This window comes from Bacillus sp. FSL R5-0443 (assembly GCF_038608285.1).
Lineage (GTDB): Bacteria > Bacillota > Bacilli > Bacillales > Bacillaceae > Bacillus > Bacillus velezensis.
In genome coordinates, this window is the sequence record NZ_CP152013.1 from 2,894,259 (window position 1) to 2,909,045 (window position 14,787).

Annotated in this window: 18 protein-coding genes and 1 other annotated feature (1 of these 19 cut by a window edge); of the genes, 2 read left to right on the forward strand and 16 right to left on the reverse strand. The window is 48.4% G+C overall.

Annotated features, from left to right (window positions below):
• Window positions 1-11 precede the first annotated feature (11 nt).
• The 9 genes from NYE28_RS14495 to nadB form a co-directional block, all read right to left on the reverse strand.
• A complete protein-coding gene (locus NYE28_RS14495) occupies window positions 12-212 on the reverse strand; it encodes a DUF2905 domain-containing protein (RefSeq protein WP_003152687.1) in 201 nt (66 codons plus the stop codon).
• Window positions 205-1,209, reverse strand: coding sequence for a Holliday junction branch migration DNA helicase RuvB (ruvB, locus tag NYE28_RS14500; RefSeq protein ID WP_007408185.1), 1,005 nt, complete (start codon window positions 1,207-1,209; stop codon window positions 205-207). The genes NYE28_RS14495 and ruvB overlap by 8 nt, the downstream gene beginning before the upstream one ends.
• 10 nt (window positions 1,210-1,219) lie before the next feature.
• A complete protein-coding gene (gene ruvA, locus NYE28_RS14505) occupies window positions 1,220-1,825 on the reverse strand; it encodes a Holliday junction branch migration protein RuvA (RefSeq protein WP_003152683.1) in 606 nt (201 codons plus the stop codon).
• 134 nt (window positions 1,826-1,959) lie between these two features.
• A complete protein-coding gene (locus NYE28_RS14510; RefSeq protein ID WP_058906214.1) occupies window positions 1,960-2,469 on the reverse strand; it encodes an intercompartmental signaling factor BofC in 510 nt (169 codons plus the stop codon).
• 384 nt (window positions 2,470-2,853) lie between these two features.
• Window positions 2,854-3,447 carry a YhcN/YlaJ family sporulation lipoprotein gene (locus tag NYE28_RS14515; RefSeq protein WP_025285053.1) on the reverse strand — a complete coding sequence of 198 codons (594 nt, stop codon included), beginning with the start codon at window positions 3,445-3,447 and terminating at the stop codon, window positions 2,854-2,856.
• Window positions 3,448-3,594: 147 nt separating this feature from the next.
• Window positions 3,595-4,785: a SafA/ExsA family spore coat assembly protein gene (safA, locus tag NYE28_RS14520; RefSeq protein ID WP_025285054.1), complete on the reverse strand. Its 1,191-nt coding sequence runs from the start codon at window positions 4,783-4,785 to the stop codon at window positions 3,595-3,597.
• Between the two features lie 126 nt (window positions 4,786-4,911).
• The gene (gene nadA / locus NYE28_RS14525; RefSeq protein ID WP_015240300.1) at window positions 4,912-6,015 is read right to left on the reverse strand and encodes a quinolinate synthase NadA; all 1,104 of its coding nucleotides are present in this window, start codon (window positions 6,013-6,015) and stop codon (window positions 4,912-4,914) included.
• Window position 6,016: 1 nt separating this feature from the next.
• On the reverse strand, window positions 6,017-6,865 hold the full coding sequence (gene nadC, locus NYE28_RS14530) for a carboxylating nicotinate-nucleotide diphosphorylase (protein WP_015240301.1): 849 nt from the start codon (window positions 6,863-6,865) through the stop codon (window positions 6,017-6,019).
• Window positions 6,847-8,412, reverse strand: coding sequence for an L-aspartate oxidase (gene nadB, locus NYE28_RS14535; protein WP_337681023.1), 1,566 nt, complete (start codon window positions 8,410-8,412; stop codon window positions 6,847-6,849). Before nadB ends, nadC begins: the two co-directional genes overlap by 19 nt.
• A 106-nt stretch (window positions 8,413-8,518) precedes the next feature.
• Here nadB and NYE28_RS14540 point away from each other — a divergent pair, with 106 nt between their 5' ends.
• Window positions 8,519-9,670, forward strand: coding sequence for an IscS subfamily cysteine desulfurase (locus tag NYE28_RS14540; protein ID WP_025285057.1), 1,152 nt, complete (start codon window positions 8,519-8,521; stop codon window positions 9,668-9,670).
• Window positions 9,667-10,209, forward strand: coding sequence for a transcription repressor NadR (locus tag NYE28_RS14545; protein ID WP_012118101.1), 543 nt, complete (start codon window positions 9,667-9,669; stop codon window positions 10,207-10,209). The genes NYE28_RS14540 and NYE28_RS14545 overlap by 4 nt, the downstream gene beginning before the upstream one ends.
• Window positions 10,210-10,234: 25 nt before the next feature.
• Here the strand turns inward: NYE28_RS14545 and pheA are convergent, their stop codons facing one another.
• The 7 genes from pheA to rplU form a co-directional block, all read right to left on the reverse strand.
• Window positions 10,235-11,092, reverse strand: coding sequence for a prephenate dehydratase (pheA, locus tag NYE28_RS14550; protein WP_003152668.1), 858 nt, complete (start codon window positions 11,090-11,092; stop codon window positions 10,235-10,237).
• A 13-nt stretch (window positions 11,093-11,105) separates the two neighbouring features.
• Window positions 11,106-11,549, reverse strand: coding sequence for a transcriptional regulator ThrR (gene thrR / locus NYE28_RS14555; protein ID WP_007408173.1), 444 nt, complete (start codon window positions 11,547-11,549; stop codon window positions 11,106-11,108).
• 53 nt (window positions 11,550-11,602) lie between these two features.
• Complete coding sequence (gene obgE, locus NYE28_RS14560) at window positions 11,603-12,889, reverse strand: GTPase ObgE (protein WP_007408172.1); 1,287 nt, start codon at window positions 12,887-12,889, stop codon at window positions 11,603-11,605.
• Between the two features lie 31 nt (window positions 12,890-12,920).
• A complete protein-coding gene (locus NYE28_RS14565; protein ID WP_007408171.1) occupies window positions 12,921-13,499 on the reverse strand; it encodes a sporulation initiation phosphotransferase B in 579 nt (192 codons plus the stop codon).
• 317 nt (window positions 13,500-13,816) lie between these two features.
• Entirely contained in the window at window positions 13,817-14,101 is a 285-nt protein-coding gene (rpmA, locus tag NYE28_RS14570; RefSeq protein ID WP_003152662.1) for a 50S ribosomal protein L27, read from the reverse strand.
• Between the two features lie 12 nt (window positions 14,102-14,113).
• Window positions 14,114-14,455, reverse strand: a complete 342-nt coding sequence (locus NYE28_RS14575; protein WP_012118103.1) for a ribosomal-processing cysteine protease Prp — start codon at window positions 14,453-14,455, stop codon at window positions 14,114-14,116.
• A 2-nt stretch (window positions 14,456-14,457) separates the two neighbouring features.
• A complete protein-coding gene (rplU, locus tag NYE28_RS14580; protein ID WP_003152660.1) occupies window positions 14,458-14,766 on the reverse strand; it encodes a 50S ribosomal protein L21 in 309 nt (102 codons plus the stop codon).
• Between the two features lie 13 nt (window positions 14,767-14,779).
• Window positions 14,780-14,787: a sequence feature (ribosomal protein L21 leader region), on the reverse strand (it continues 66 nt past the right edge of the window).

Consider the following 14,787-nt stretch of genomic DNA (forward strand, 5'->3'; position numbering starts at 1 on the left):
TCTGTCTATTGTTATTTCATTCTGCCGAAAAAATTAAGCAGAATGGATAGTATCACACTGATCACAATACAAGTGACAACGGGAAAGAAAAATGTAACATTTCCCTTCTTAACGAAAATATCTCCGGGCAGCCTTCCGACAAAGTGCCAGACTGCGCCGGCAATAAGCAAAACGGCACCGAGAACCATGAGAACCTTCGGAAAGTCAGTCACGGGCGGGCGCCTCCAATCGAAAATGTTCATACACAGCCGGAGTCACGACCCGTCCCCTCGGCGTCCTCTGAAGAAATCCGATCTGCAGCAGATACGGTTCGTACACATCCTCTATTGTATGCGGTTCTTCGCCGATTGTCGCGGAAATCGTATCAAGACCGACGGGACCGCCGCTGAATTTTTCGATCATGCCCATCAGCAGCTTATGGTCGATATGGTCAAGGCCGAGCGCATCGACTTGAAGACGTTCGAGCGCGTCGTGAGCGATTTCTTCCGTGATGCGGCTGTCGCCGAGCACCTGGGCAAAATCTCTCACCCTTCTGAGCAGACGGTTTGCAACCCGCGGCGTTCCTCTTGACCGTCTGGCGATTTCCAGAGCCGGGGCTTTTTCGATATCCACTTCAAAAACGTCAGCCGTTCTTGACACGATATCTGTCAGCTCTTCCTGCGTATAGTATTCAAGGCGCGACAGCACCCCGAACCGGTCTCTGAGCGGTGCGGTCAATAATCCGACCCTTGTCGTCGCTCCTACAAGCGTAAAAGGGGGAAGGTCGAGACGGACGGAGCGGGCGGACGGGCCTTTTCCAATGACAATATCAAGGCAGAAATCCTCCATCGCCGGGTACAGCACTTCCTCAATTGAGCGGTTCAGCCTGTGAATTTCGTCTATAAACAGCACATCCCCTGGTTCGAGCGCCGTCAAAATGGCTGCCAAATCCCCCGGTCTTTCGATGGCGGGACCTGACGTCGTCCGCATCTCCACACCCATCTCATTGGCCACGATAGACGCAAGCGTTGTTTTCCCGAGACCCGGAGGCCCGTATAAAAGAACGTGGTCCAGCGTTTCCTGCCTCATTTTCGCCGCATCGATAAACACGCGCAGATTTTCTTTCACCTTCTTTTGGCCGATATACTGGGCGAGATTCTGCGGCCTGAGGCTTTGCTCGATTATTGATTCATGGCTGTCTGCTTCACTTGAAACGAGCCGTTCATCCATGAACATCACCTTACTTTAATAATTTTTGCAATGCTTTTTTCACATATTGATCTGTTGAAAGCGCCGTTTCCTCTTTTAAGTGAGGAAGCACTTTTTTAATTTCTTTTTCGGCGTAGCCGAGAACCCGGAGCGCTTCAAGCGCCTCGTCAAGCGCCGTTTCAGCCTCTTGTTTTTCAATGCGCGCTTCATGATTGAACAGGTTGTCAATCATTTCAGGCACGACGTCGGCCAGTTTGCCTTTCAAATCAAGAATAATCTGCCGCGCCGTTTTTTTGCCCACACCCGGAAATTTCACCAAAAAGGCTTCATCTTCCTGTTCGATCGCTTCGATGACGGCTCCGGGATCACCGGAACCGAGGATGGCGAGCGCCCCTTTCGGCCCGATGCCGGTGACGTTCAGCAGCTTTGTGAAAAGCGCTTTTTCTTCCCGGGTTGAAAAACCGTACAAAGAAAAGGCATCTTCTTTTATATGATGATACGTAAAAATGGTCTCTTGATTGCTTACCTTATAAATAAACGGATTCGGAGTGAAGACCTGATAGCCGATTCCGCCGTTTTCAATCACGATGTATTGGGGAGATACATAATCAATCGTCCCCTTCACGAATTCAATCACACCTATTCACCTCTTTGACTGCTTATCATTGTAACACAAAAACAGCCAAAGTCTTATAGAAAAGTTAACGTATGTTCGCTTTGACACCTTCCATTCAGAAAAAAAAGACATGTGTCACATGTCTTGCGTCAAAGTCAGCCGCTGTAAGTCTTAATATGATCGATCACGCTCTCAAACTCCGCTTTTGTCCTGTACGGTATGCCGTGTTCCAAGTGCTTTTGCAATCGGCTCTCCAGTCTTTCTATATCAATCTGGAAGAAAGATTGAATCGGCTCGGCCAGCGATCCGGGACGGCCGTGAAAAGTGGAGATGACGCCCCCGTCCGTGACGCCGATATAACCGTTAACCTTACTGAGCGGAGAAATGTCATCAACATGCTTACGGAAAAGGACGAAGCCTTTTTTCTGCTCAACGAGCGTCCAGCCGGCATATGAGGCCCAAAAATCCTCCATCGCTAAAACGGTTTCATCCGTATGTTCGATGCCGACATCACCGTCCAGATAGACCTTTTCCAGCTGGACGTGCACCCGAAGCGGCCCGTAATGCTCAACCTCCGCCCCATATGCGCCTTTTCCTCCGCAAATCAGGACTGCAGCCGATAAGATAAGCATAAACAATAGACGAGCACCGCAAATTCGTTTCACCAATAACACCTCTTTATTCAATCAAACTCTTGATGCTAGTTTGACCAAAGATGCCGGTGCTTAACCGTTTTCTTTCATTTGTCTGTTTCAGCCGAAAAAAGCAGCTCTCTAAATGAGGGCTGCTGCGATGATTATGCCCGGCCGGCTGAAATCAGTTTCATTTGTCCGGGCGTCAGTTTGAGCCGGTATCCCCTTACGGTCAGATACACAGTTTTTGCTCCGCGGCTTTTGTCATGCTCCGTTTTTTTCATCCCGGCCCCTCCGTTACGTTTTATTACTTTTATGTTAACACCGCAATATAAAGAGCGTTTTAAGAATATGTAAAGAAATGATGAAGCTTTATTCATAAAAATACTGCCGGATGAAATCATCCGGCAGTCCCGTTTAACGGCTGTTTCTGTTCATGTCTTGCAGCTTTGTAAAAGTAGCGTTGTCGGTAAACACTTGAATTGTACGGCCGTCCGCGAATTTTTTGGCCGCATGTTTGACATGTTTATCATCAGTTTTCGTAAAAGGATGATTTGTTCTGACGGCAATGACGACTCTCGTGTCAGTCACGATAACCTGACTATCCTGTACGCCTTTTACTTTTTTCACGCGGTTTGCAACTTTTGCCGCCAACCTGATGTTTTCGGCGTTGTCATACCCATTATAAGACATTGCTGCCGGCGGCGTATTGGCATTTCGGCCGTTATATGTGCCGTCCGTCGTTAACGGAACCCCGTCATTAGGCGCGTACTGGTCGGACACGTTTGTCGTATTATGACGGCCGTTTCGGTTTTCCATCATTTCAGAAACGGGTCCTTGATGGTCCATGCCGTACTGGCCTCTGCCGTTACCATTATCATTCGAATAATATCCGACCGGACGTGTTGACTGGTTGTAGCGTCCGTCATTCATGGCATTATTTGCTCCGCATGCCGTTAAGCTTGCCGTCACGGCTAAAACGCCCGCGATCGTCATCAGTTTTTTACCCAATGGAAAAACCCCCCGTGGATTCATCGCTGTTTGAGCGTTTTCCGCTCATGTTTAGGATGTGCGGCGGGCGGCGGATTTAAGCTTGTCAGTTATGTCCATTCCTCGGTTGGACATAAAAAAAGGAACGACATACATCGTCCCGAAACATTAATCTTCTTCTTCCTCCGGCCGTCCGAATACTTGATTTGGACTCGGCTGATTCGGCGCGGCACTAGGATTTGCTCCGCCGTAAGGCATAAAATATCCGGCGTTTGCACCCATATTCGGATACGGCTGCACAGGCATATTTGCGTGATGGTGATGTGAACCGTGGTGATGGTGGTGGTGATGATGTGAATCATGGCAGCCGCAATCATCATCCTTATATTTTCCATCATGATGAGGCGCGTTTGCGTAATGTGACGAATATCCGCCGTAATACGGCATTTGACCGTACGGAGCACCGCCGAAACCAGATGCAGAACCATCATAATGCTCTGCATTTTCATGGGCCTGGTTTTCAAATTCACCGTAACCCGCTTGCGGCCCAAATCCCGGATGATGGAATCCGTACGGTAACGGCATCGGCATGACCGGAAAGCCTCCAAAACCTCCTCCAAAACCGCCGAAACCTCCGCCTACCGGGAAGCACGGATGGCATAGTCCCGAACCCGGCAGCATCGGTGTCACCGGAACTGGACAAGGACAAGGCATGCACGGCATCGGGTAATGCATAAAAGACGGTTCAACGGCCGGCATATTCGGAAACGGGACATTCGGAATGTTTGGCATGTTCGGCAGATGATAAGCGGCGTTTTCTTCTTCCATCTTTCCGGCTTCAGGCGCCTTTGGCATATTCGGGTAATTCGCGTTTTCCATGTTGATCATTTCCTCCTGTTGTGGAATGTTATTGTCATGCTCTTTTTCTTTCGGCTCGACAAAATGTGTCACCGGTTCCTCCGGCTTAGGAGGCGACCACGGCTGAAACAGCTGATTGGACGGGTAATATTGGTTCATATCAGCTTCCGGCAGCACATTTTCATGCTTTTCAGGGATTGGCGGCACATACGGAATTGACGGCTTTGGTTCTTCCGGTATGGTGTCTTCAATGTCCACAACTGATTTCGGTTTTTCTTTGGCATATGGATGCTCATGCTTATGCGCAGACGTTCCGAAGCCGGCCTTAGGTTCTTTTCTGACCGGAACGGCTTCTGAAGGCACCTTTATCTTCATTCCAGGCATAATTAAGTCTGGATTGCTAAGCTGATGATTCAGTTTTTTTAACTCTTCAAGATCAACTCCGTATTTTTCAGCTATTTTCCAGAGCGAATCGCCTTTTTGAACGATATGAATTTTCAACGTTTTCCCCTCCTATGCACAAAACGTGAACGGTACATTTGTCATTACAATACGTTTCTTCACACTATATGCCGATGGACTGGGCATGATGATAAAAAATTTGGGAAGGAGGGGAAATTTTTATGATTACGTATGACTCAGCATTCTGTTCAAAGCACGAAGCGCTTCTGTCCGAACCGCTTCCGGAACTTTAATGACACCTTTCGGCTCGCCTTTTTCAAGCTGCTCAAGCGACCACAATAAATGCGGCAGGTCGATTCTGTTCATTGTCAGACACGGACACATATCGGGATTCAATGATTCAATCTGTTTATCCGGATGCGAGTGAATGAGGCGCTGAACAAGATTCATTTCCGTGCCGATCGCCCATTTGCTTCCCGGTTCAGCCTGTTCGATCGTATCAATAATGTATTTGGTAGACCCGCTGTCGTCACTGAGCGAGACCACTTCCCACGAACATTCCGGATGAACGATAATGCGGATGCCGGAATCCCGCTGCCGCAGCTGAGAAATATTTTCCGCTGTAAACTTTTCGTGTACGGAGCAATGCCCTTTCCAAAGGATAACCTTAATGTTTTCCGGATGGTCAGTAAGCAATCGGTTCTGCACCGGGTCCCATACAGCCATTTCTGTCAGCGGAATGCCGAGGTCATAGGCCGTATTTCTGCCTAAATGCTGATCCGGCAAAAATAAAATTCTCTCTTTTTGTTTAAAAGCCCATTTCAGCACACTCCGGGCATTCGAAGAGGTGACGGTCGCTCCTCCGTGCCGTCCGACGAATGCTTTAATTTCCGCCGTCGAGTTAACATATGTTAACGGAATGATGGTGTTACCGTACAGTTCTTGAAGCTCTTGCCATGCTTTGTCCGTCTGCTGAATATCTGCCATATCAGCCATCGAGCATCCGGCGCGCATGTCGGGCAAAATGACGGTTTGGTTATCATCAGTCAGCATATCAGCGGTTTCCGCCATAAAATGCACGCCGCAAAACACAATATATTCCGCCTCTTTATTTTTTTCTGCCACTTGAGCAAGCTGCAGAGAGTCACCTGCCGTATCGGCGAATTGTATTACTTCGTCTTTTTGATAGTGATGCCCCGGAATGAACAGGCGCTTTCCGAAAGCCCGTTTAATGGCGGCGACCCGCTTTTCCATTTCTCCTGTGCTCATGTCTTTATAATGGCTCGGCATCATTTCGGCTGATGCAGTTAGCACGTCAAAAATAGACATTTTAAAAATCCCCCTGTTCCGCAGCCTCAACATCCATGCTGATGTCGGCGCTTTTTACTGAATGAGTCAGAAATCCGAGTGAAATATATTGGACCCCCGTTCCTTTATAAGCGGGCAACGTGTCGAGCGTTATGCCTCCGGATGCTTCCGTTTTGATATGGCCCGGTGTCATACCTGCAAAACGCCCGACGGACTCAGGCGGACAGTTGTCAAACATAATAACGTCTGCACCCGCTTCTATTGCCTCGAGCAGCTGCTGTTCGGATTCGATTTCGACTTCCACCGCAAGCATCTGCCCCGCCGTTTTTCTTGCCCGCTCCATGGCCGCCCTTATCGATCCGCAGGCGGCAATATGATTATCTTTTATCATGATGCCGTCATATAAGCCGAAACGATGATTAAAGCCGCCTCCGACCCGAACGGCGTATTTTTCCAGCATTCTGAGCCCGGGTGTCGTTTTTCTCGTATCACAAAGCTTGATAGTCGGATCATCAAGACGCCTTTTGGCCTCATCCGTCATTGTCGCAATGCCTGACATTCTTTGTATGAGATTCAGAATGACCCGCTCCCCCGTAAGAAGTGCCGCCGCCTGGCCTTCTATTTCAGCGAGCACGTCTCCTTTTTTCATCCGTTCTCCGTCTTTTTTCAGGGAGCGGATGCGGATATCATCGTGTAAAAGCTTCCATCCTTCACGGATAACGGCTTCTCCGGCAAACACGCCGTCTGTTTTTGCGATGATTCGCGCTTTACATTGCTGATCAGAAAAAATCGCTTGTGACGTCGCATCACCCGTTCCGATATCTTCCTGAAAAAAATGAGTCAGCATTTGTTTCAGCTGCAGAATGTCCATAGTTCCCCAATCCTTTCGTTTTTTCTGATAGCTGTTCCAGATGTTGAATGAATAATTTGTTTTCCGTGCCACTCTTTCTCCGTCCCGGGAAAATCAGCGCGAAAATGAGCCCCCCTGCTTTCTTCCCGAATAAGGGCTGAGGTCACAACAAGTTGCGCAGTCTTCCATAGGCAGGATAGCTCGGCTTGTTCTATTGTGATTTCCTTCACATTTATATGACGCACAGATACGTTGTTAAGCCAGGATGCCAGCGCCTGCAGGTTTTCTTTTTCCCTGACGATGCCCGCTCCGGTTGTCATTTTGGCTTGGAGCACATGAAGCGCTGTGTCCGGCACTTCTAAGATGACGTCAGATTTCTTCGGGGTTTTTTTATATCTTCCGTTTAACGGCGTTTGAATGATATGTTCAGCACATCGTTTCCCGCTTGCCAGCGCTTCCAGCAGTGAGTTGCTCGCAAGGCGGTTCGCCCCGTGCAATCCTGTGCAGGCGGTCTCGCCTATGGCGTACAAATCAGGCACGGACGTTTTCCCCCAGGTATCGGCTTTTACTCCGCCCATTAAAAAATGCATTCCGGGTGCTACAGGAATCCCGCTTTCAAGATCAACACCGGCTGTTTGACAAATTTCTGTTATGTTCGGAAAACGTTTCTTAAAATCGGCTATTCGGCTGCAATTTATAAAAACAGGATTTTCTTTCATCATTTCTTCATAAATCGCCCGTGAAACCACATCCCGGGGCGCCAAATCTTCAAGCGCGTGTCTGCCAGCCATGATCCTGCGCCCGAAGCGATCCGCTAAATATCCGCCTTCTCCCCTCACTGCTTCAGAAACCAGGCCGTACACAGTCCCGTTTTTCACAAGGAGGGTCGGGTGGAACTGGGTGAACTCCATATCCGTGATCTCAGCTCCCGCGCGGAAGGCAAGAGTGATGCCGTCTCCCGTTATGGCGGAATCATTTGTGTGATATTGGTACAGACTGCCGCAGCCGCCTGATGCAAGCACTACACAATCCGCTCTTCTGTAAGAAACAGCGCCTGAAGCATCCTTTACGGCAACGCCTGCGCATCGTCCGTGTTCAATCAGCAGATCAACAACCGTCTCGTGTTCAATGATCCGTATGCCGTCCCTCAGCTGCTGAACCAGAAACTCAACTAACATTCGTCCGGTCGCATCTCCCCCGGCGTGCAGAATTCTCCTTTTGGAATGAGCGCCTTCCCTGCCGAGACAAAACGTCCCGTCCGACTTCGTATCAAAAGGGAAATGGCCTTCTATCAGCCTGTTTATCATGGTTTGTCCGCTTTTCAGCAAATGCCGCACGGCTGTCACGTCATTGTGTCCGCATCCCGCATACAGTGTATCGTTCACATGGGATTCTATAGAGTCATCTTTTGCATATGAAACAGCAATCCCGCCTTGAGCATAATGCGAATTGCTGTTCGTTACGTTTCTCTTTGTGATGACGGTCACTTGGTATGACGGAGGAAATGAGGAAGCACAGGCAAGGGCCGCCGTCCCCGAACCAATGACGATAATTGTTTTTTCAGACATACATCACCCTCCTGTTATGTTTACACCTGTCTTGACACCTATATTTACACAACGATAAAATAAACTCAAGCTTTTTTTTAACATAAACGGATAGGAGACGGGCTGTATGATTTATCTTGATTACGCGGCGGGAGCGCCTTTAAGCAAAGAAGCCGCGAAAGTCTTTCAGCATCTCAGCACAGAGGTATACGGCAATGCAAGCAGCCTTCATGACGCCGGAGGAAGAGCGGCGGACGTGCTGGAATATTGCAGACATTCTGCAGGCAAATTGATCGGCGGAGCGGCAGACGGCATTTACTTTACAAGCGGCGGAACGGAAGCGAACATCCTGGCCGTCCAATCATTGCTGCACGGCCTGCCCGATCACAAAAAACATTTTATTACGACCGCAATGGAACACCATTCGATCCATAATGCCGCGGCGTTTTTAGCTGACCGTGGAATTAATGTCACCATCATATATCCCGACGAAAACGGCCTTATAACCGAGGACATACTGGCGGCTCATATCCGTCCTGACACGGGGCTTGTTTCCATACAGCACGCCAATTCAGAAACCGGCCTCATCCAGCCTGTGAATCGTCTGGCCGCTTTTCTTCACCAGAGAAACATTTTGCTGCATTGCGATTGTGTTCAAAGTTTCGGCAAACTGCCGATTGATGCGGATCAGGAGGGAATCGACGCCCTTTCCGTCTCCGGTCATAAAGTATACGGCCCGAAAGGCACCGGGGCTGTTTACATTCGGCCCGGTGTCAGCTGGAACCCGGTTTATCCGCATACCGTGCATGAAAACGGGTTCAGGCCCGGTACGGTGAATGTGCCGGCCATCGGCGCTTTTACCGCTGCTGCCGAGTATGCAGTGAAACATATGGAGGAACACCGTGAGCATGCTGACAGGCTGAGGAATTATTTGTATGACCAAATTCGGCGTCAAGGCCTCCCCATTTCATTTTCAGAGGAAGAAACCGGCGGTGAATGCCTGCCCCACATTGTCGGGTGTTTTTTTCACTCCTTTGAAGGACAATATATTATGTTAGAATGTAATCGTAACGATATTTGCATCTCAACCGGGAGCGCATGTTCCGCCGGCAGCCACGGCCCTTCTTCAGCTATGAAGGCGCTGGGAAAAACCGAACGGGAAGCGCGGCAGTTTTTCCGGATCTCATTCGGAAACGAAACAACATGTGAACAGCTCGATATGCTGATACATACATTTACGGCGCTATGGGAGCAAAAGAAAGGAGAATCAGCAATTTGACAGAAGGAACGAAGCTTACTGGGGAGAAAAGACGCGACATGCTGCTTCATTGGCTGAAAGAAGCCGGCTCGCCATTAACAGGAGGCGAATTGGCCAAAAAAGCAAATGTCTCAAGACAGGTGATCGTGCAGGACATATCGCTTTTGAAAGCAAAAAACGAGCCGATTATCGCGACGAGCCAAGGCTACTTATACATCAGCATGAATGCCGGCGGCGAAAAAAATGCCGAACGGATTGTCGCCTGTCTGCACGGCCCGGAGCGGACGGAAGAAGAGCTTGCACTCATTGTCGATGAAGGCGTCACCATAAAGGACGTCATAATTGAACACCCCGTATACGGCGATTTAACCGCCGCCATAAGAGTCAGTACACGGAAAGAAGTCAAACAATTCATGGATCACATTAACTCGACAAATGCCGCTTACCTTTCACAGCTGACCGGAGGCGTGCACCTCCATACGTTAAGCGCCCCGACAAAAGAGCGGATTGACCAAGCCTGCCAAGCGCTGGACGACGCGGGTATTTTAATAAAAGATTAAAAAAAAGCCCCCTGAAGGGCTTTTTTTATATCGAATAGGATTGATATGTTCCCAGAAGCTTGACCCGGCAGCCGAGGGCTTCCATCTCTTGAACGGCACCGGGAATGAGAACCTGATCCATCGCCTGTTCAATATCAATAATAAAGAAATAGTTGCCGAGACCCGTTTTTGTCGGGCGCGATTCGATCTTTGATAAATTCAGGTTTCTCCATGAAAAAGCGGACAGCACCCTGTGCAGCGCACCTGATTGGTCATCTTGGGGAAGCGTTACCATCATCGTCGTTTTCGGCCGTGAAGACAGTTTCGCATTCACTTCGAATGAGACGTCTTTTTCAGGTGAAAGAATGACAAATCTCGTGTGGTTGTCCTGATAATCCTGAATATCCCGCTTCACGATGCTCAATCCGTATGTAGCGGCGGCCATTTCATTTGCAATCACGCCGATCGGAAGGTCCGAATGCTCACTGACATACTTGGCAGCCGCACCTGTTGACTTCGCATACTCATAAGGAACGGACGAAAAATGCCGGTGAAGAAATTTGTGGCATTGCGCAATCGCATGGGAATGAGAATAAATTTTCTCAAGCTTTTTCCACTCATTTTCTCTCGAAGGGTGAACGAGCAGATGCTGGTGAATCGGCAGCGTCATTTCCCCCACGATCGCAAGAGGCTGCTCATGAATCAAATAGTCAATCGTTAAGTTAACCGAGCCTTCCAGCGCGTTTTCCAAAGGAACAAATGCAAGATCAACTTCTCCCGCAACCGCCGCATCCATGCATGCCGGTATTGTTTGATAAGGTGCTTGTGTCACGCTGTTTTGAAAGCAGGAACTGACTGCTAGATGTGTAAATGTGGCTTCTGGCCCTAAATAACCGACTTTCATGTCTCTTCTCTCCTTACGCGCCTGACCCTAAGATCTCAACTTTTTCTATAAAATCAAATTTTCTCAGTTTATTCATTAACGTATGAATGTTTTCTTCCATTGCGGACGTACTGATTGAGAGCGTGACATTCGCCCTGCCCTGAAGCGGAATCGTCTGGTGAATGGAAAGCACGTTGCTTCCTGAGTCAGCCACCGCCTGCAAAAGCTGGGATAACGCGCCTGACCGATCCTCCAAATGAAAGAAAAGTGTGATTATTTGTTCTTTAACCATCGTGTAAAAAGGGAAAACCGCATCTCGGTATTTGTAAAAAGCGCTTCTGCTTAAATCAACTTTCTGCACAGCATCTGCAACCGATTCAGCCTTTTTTCTGTCGAGCAGCTTTTTGACTTCAAGGGTTTTCCGCATCGCATCAGGCAGAACGTCTTCACGCACTAAATAAAATGTCTCTTCTTTCACCTGCACCCCTCCCTTTTACATCAGAGAGCCTGCATTGCAAGCTCTCCGTTTTTTTAATCAATAAATTCAAATTCAAATTCCAGAAGCCGGATGATATCGCCGTCTTTAGCACCGCGTTCTCTGAGCGCTTCATCAACGCCCATACCGCGCATCTGTCTTGCAAAACGCTTGACGGATTCGTCACGGGAGAAGTCAGTCATTTTAAAGAGGCGTTCCAGGCTGTCACCTGAAAGCACAAACGCGCCGTCCGGATCACGGGTAATGTTAAATGGAATTTCTTCATCTTCCATCGTGTACATCACGCGGTTTTCCGCCAGTTCTTCTTCATCATACAGCGGGAATTCAGGCGTTGTTTCCAGCTGGTTGGCGACTTCAAACAGAAGATCGCGGAGCCCTTCTCTCGTCACCGCGCTGATCGGAAAGACAGGGTGATCATCCTGAAGCTTTTCTTTAAACGCTTTAAGATTTTCAGCCGCTTCGGGCATGTCCATTTTATTCGCAACGATAATTTGCGGACGCTCCGTCAGCCGCAGATTATATTCACTGAGCTCCTGATTAATGGTGACATAATCCTCATACGGATCACGGCCTTCCATCGCTGACATGTCAATGACGTGAACGATGACGCGCGTCCGTTCGATATGGCGGAGAAATTGGTGGCCTAAGCCGACTCCTTCATGCGCTCCTTCAATCAAACCGGGCAGATCCGCCATGACGAAGCTTCTTCCGTCATCCGTTTCCACCATGCCCAGATTCGGAACAAGCGTTGTAAAATGATAATCGGCGATTTTCGGCTTTGCCGATGAAACGACAGACAGAAGCGTAGATTTTCCGACGCTCGGGAAGCCGACGAGACCTACGTCTGCAAGCACTTTCAGTTCAAGCACGATATAGCGCTCTTTTCCGGGCTCTCCGTGCTCTGACAGCTGCGGTGCCGGGTTGGCCGGTGTCGCAAAGCGGGTATTTCCGCGTCCGCCGCGTCCGCCTTTTGCGATGACGGCACGCTGCCCGTGCTCAGTCAGATCGGCAATGACCTGTTTTGTATCGTCATCCGTTACGACTGTGCCGGGCGGAACTTTAACAACCATATCGTCCGCATTTCTGCCGTGCTGGTTTTTAGACATGCCGTGCTCGCCGCGTATCGCTTTGAAATGCCGCTGGTACCGGAAGTCCATGAGCGTGCGCAGTCCTTCATCAACCTCAAAAACGACGTCGCCTCCATTACCTCCGTCACCGCCGGCAGGCCCGCCTTTCGGCACATATTTTTCACGGCGGAACGCAACCATTCCGTTACCGCCGTCGCCGCCTTTTACATATACTTTCACCTGATCTACAAACATAATATCCTCCGTTCTAAACCGTAAAAAACCGCTAGTTCATTCCAATTTCGGCCACACATTCATGGCCGGTCAGCTCAAATTGCATGACATCAAAGTCCTCATGCCGGGATTTGCGAAATTCATCAAACACATCTGCATTTGCAATCGTTCCATGAAAATCGAGATATACAATAAGCTGTCTGTCAGGGTGATCCGTCTGCAGCGATACGGTCAGATGATTTTCACTTTCATTGTTTACCGCCAGACCGAACAGATGAAACAGTTTTCTCATCAGGTTCGACAGCTTTTGATCATATGCCGATAAATCTTTAATTTCTCCGAGCACTTCGTATTCGAGCCTCATATAACGGGACTTCCAATTAAATGTAAGAAAGTCAAACGCCAAGTGCGGGGTTTTCAGGTTTGAGAGCTTTGATTCGTGCTTTGCATCTATGACCATTTCGTCAATAATTTCAACGACCCTGTCATACTTCTGCAAACTTAAGTTTCCTTTTATCAGCTGCAGCTTATTCATCCAATCATGACGGAAATGGCCCATTAATTGGATCAGCTCATTGATCAGAGCCGCATCGCTTACAGGTTCTTCTTGTTTCTTCGATACATCCTTCATTTTCGCACTCCCAATCGTTTAATTTCTTTTTAGGAGTCTTGATAAGTGTGTACTATGAATTATAACAGAGAAGGCTTTGTTAAAAAAACACTTGTTTTTCCTGGTTCATCATGTTCCTTTTTCGGATCGCATACAATGCGGATGCCAGGCAGAAACATTTTTGGTATCACTGCTTGGGGAACATATCCAGTGGGTATGGGAAGCTGATGTCCTCATTCAAGGCGGGGTTCACTCACGCATCCTCTGCTTTTCATTCTTGATGTTACTCCGCTTACTGCAAAAAAAACTCCAGTCAACGACCGGAGTTTTTTGTGTCATTATTGAGCTACAGGATATACGCTCACTTTTTTGCGGTCACGGCCGAAACGTTCGAATTTAACAGTTCCGTCGATTTTAGCAAAAAGAGTGTCATCTCCTCCGCGGCCCACGTTTTCACCTGGGTAGATTTTCGTTCCGCGTTGACGGTAAAGGATAGATCCGCCTGTTACGAATTGACCGTCTGCACGTTTAGCGCCTAAACGTTTAGATTCAGAGTCACGTCCGTTCTTTGTAGAACCTACACCTTTTTTAGAAGCGAAAAACTGAAGATCTAATCTAAGCATGTAACTCACCTCCTATATTTGGTTTGCAGTCAACCGTAAGTGTTCACTGTAATCCCGCTCGATCGTTTCAAGAGAAACAATCATGCCTTCAATCAGCAGCTGCGCTTTTTGCAAAGCTTCCTGATCAGCGGCTTCAGGGAATTCAAAGTAGAAATAACCCCCGTCCTCGCCTATATCAAGAATCGGTTCGAGAGGAGCCAGCGCGATAACCGCATTGACCGCTCCGAAAACGACAGCCGTGACCCCGGCGCATACGAGATCTCGTCCATGTTCAGCAAAATCGGCATGTCCCGTCATTTCAAAGGACAATATGCCCCCGTCATTCCGGGATCTTCGAATTGTTGCCTCAATCATGCTTACGCGTTGATTTTTTCGATTGTCAATTTAGTATAAGGCTGACGATGACCTTGTTTTTTATGAACATTTTTCTTTGGCTTGTAACGGAAAACAGTGATTTTTTTCGCACGGCCTTGTTTTTCAACTTTAGCTGTAACTGTCGCGCCTGCAACTGTTGGGTTGCCGACTTTCACGCTGTCTCCGCCAACAAACAATACGTCTTCAAACGTCACTGTTTCACCTGCTTCAGCAGCAAGTTTTTCGATGTAAACAGTTTGACCTTCTTCAACTTTGATTTGTTTTCCGCCTGTTTTAATGATTGCGTACATTCTCTGCACCTCCTATTAGAC

Bases quoted from the DNA above. Each gene is read 5' to 3' on its own strand.
- pheA (WP_003152668.1), bottom strand. From the start codon at position 11,092: ATGAAAGTCGGTTATTTAGGGCCAGAAGCCACATTTACACATCTAGCA.
- ruvB (WP_007408185.1), bottom strand. From the start codon at position 1,209: ATGGATGAACGGCTCGTTTCAAGTGAAGCAGACAGCCATGAATCAATA.
- rplU (WP_003152660.1), bottom strand. From the start codon at position 14,766: ATGTACGCAATCATTAAAACAGGCGGAAAACAAATCAAAGTTGAAGAA.
- NYE28_RS14540 (WP_025285057.1), top strand. From the start codon at position 8,519: ATGATTTATCTTGATTACGCGGCGGGAGCGCCTTTAAGCAAAGAAGCC.
- NYE28_RS14565 (WP_007408171.1), bottom strand. From the start codon at position 13,499: ATGAAGGATGTATCGAAGAAACAAGAAGAACCTGTAAGCGATGCGGCT.
- obgE (WP_007408172.1), bottom strand. From the start codon at position 12,889: ATGTTTGTAGATCAGGTGAAAGTATATGTAAAAGGCGGCGACGGCGGT.
- nadB (WP_337681023.1), bottom strand. From the start codon at position 8,412: ATGTCTGAAAAAACAATTATCGTCATTGGTTCGGGGACGGCGGCCCTT.
- NYE28_RS14575 (WP_012118103.1), bottom strand. From the start codon at position 14,455: ATGATTGAGGCAACAATTCGAAGATCCCGGAATGACGGGGGCATATTG.
- nadA (WP_015240300.1), bottom strand. From the start codon at position 6,015: ATGTCTATTTTTGACGTGCTAACTGCATCAGCCGAAATGATGCCGAGC.
- rpmA (WP_003152662.1), bottom strand. From the start codon at position 14,101: ATGCTTAGATTAGATCTTCAGTTTTTCGCTTCTAAAAAAGGTGTAGGT.
- nadC (WP_015240301.1), bottom strand. From the start codon at position 6,865: ATGGACATTCTGCAGCTGAAACAAATGCTGACTCATTTTTTTCAGGAA.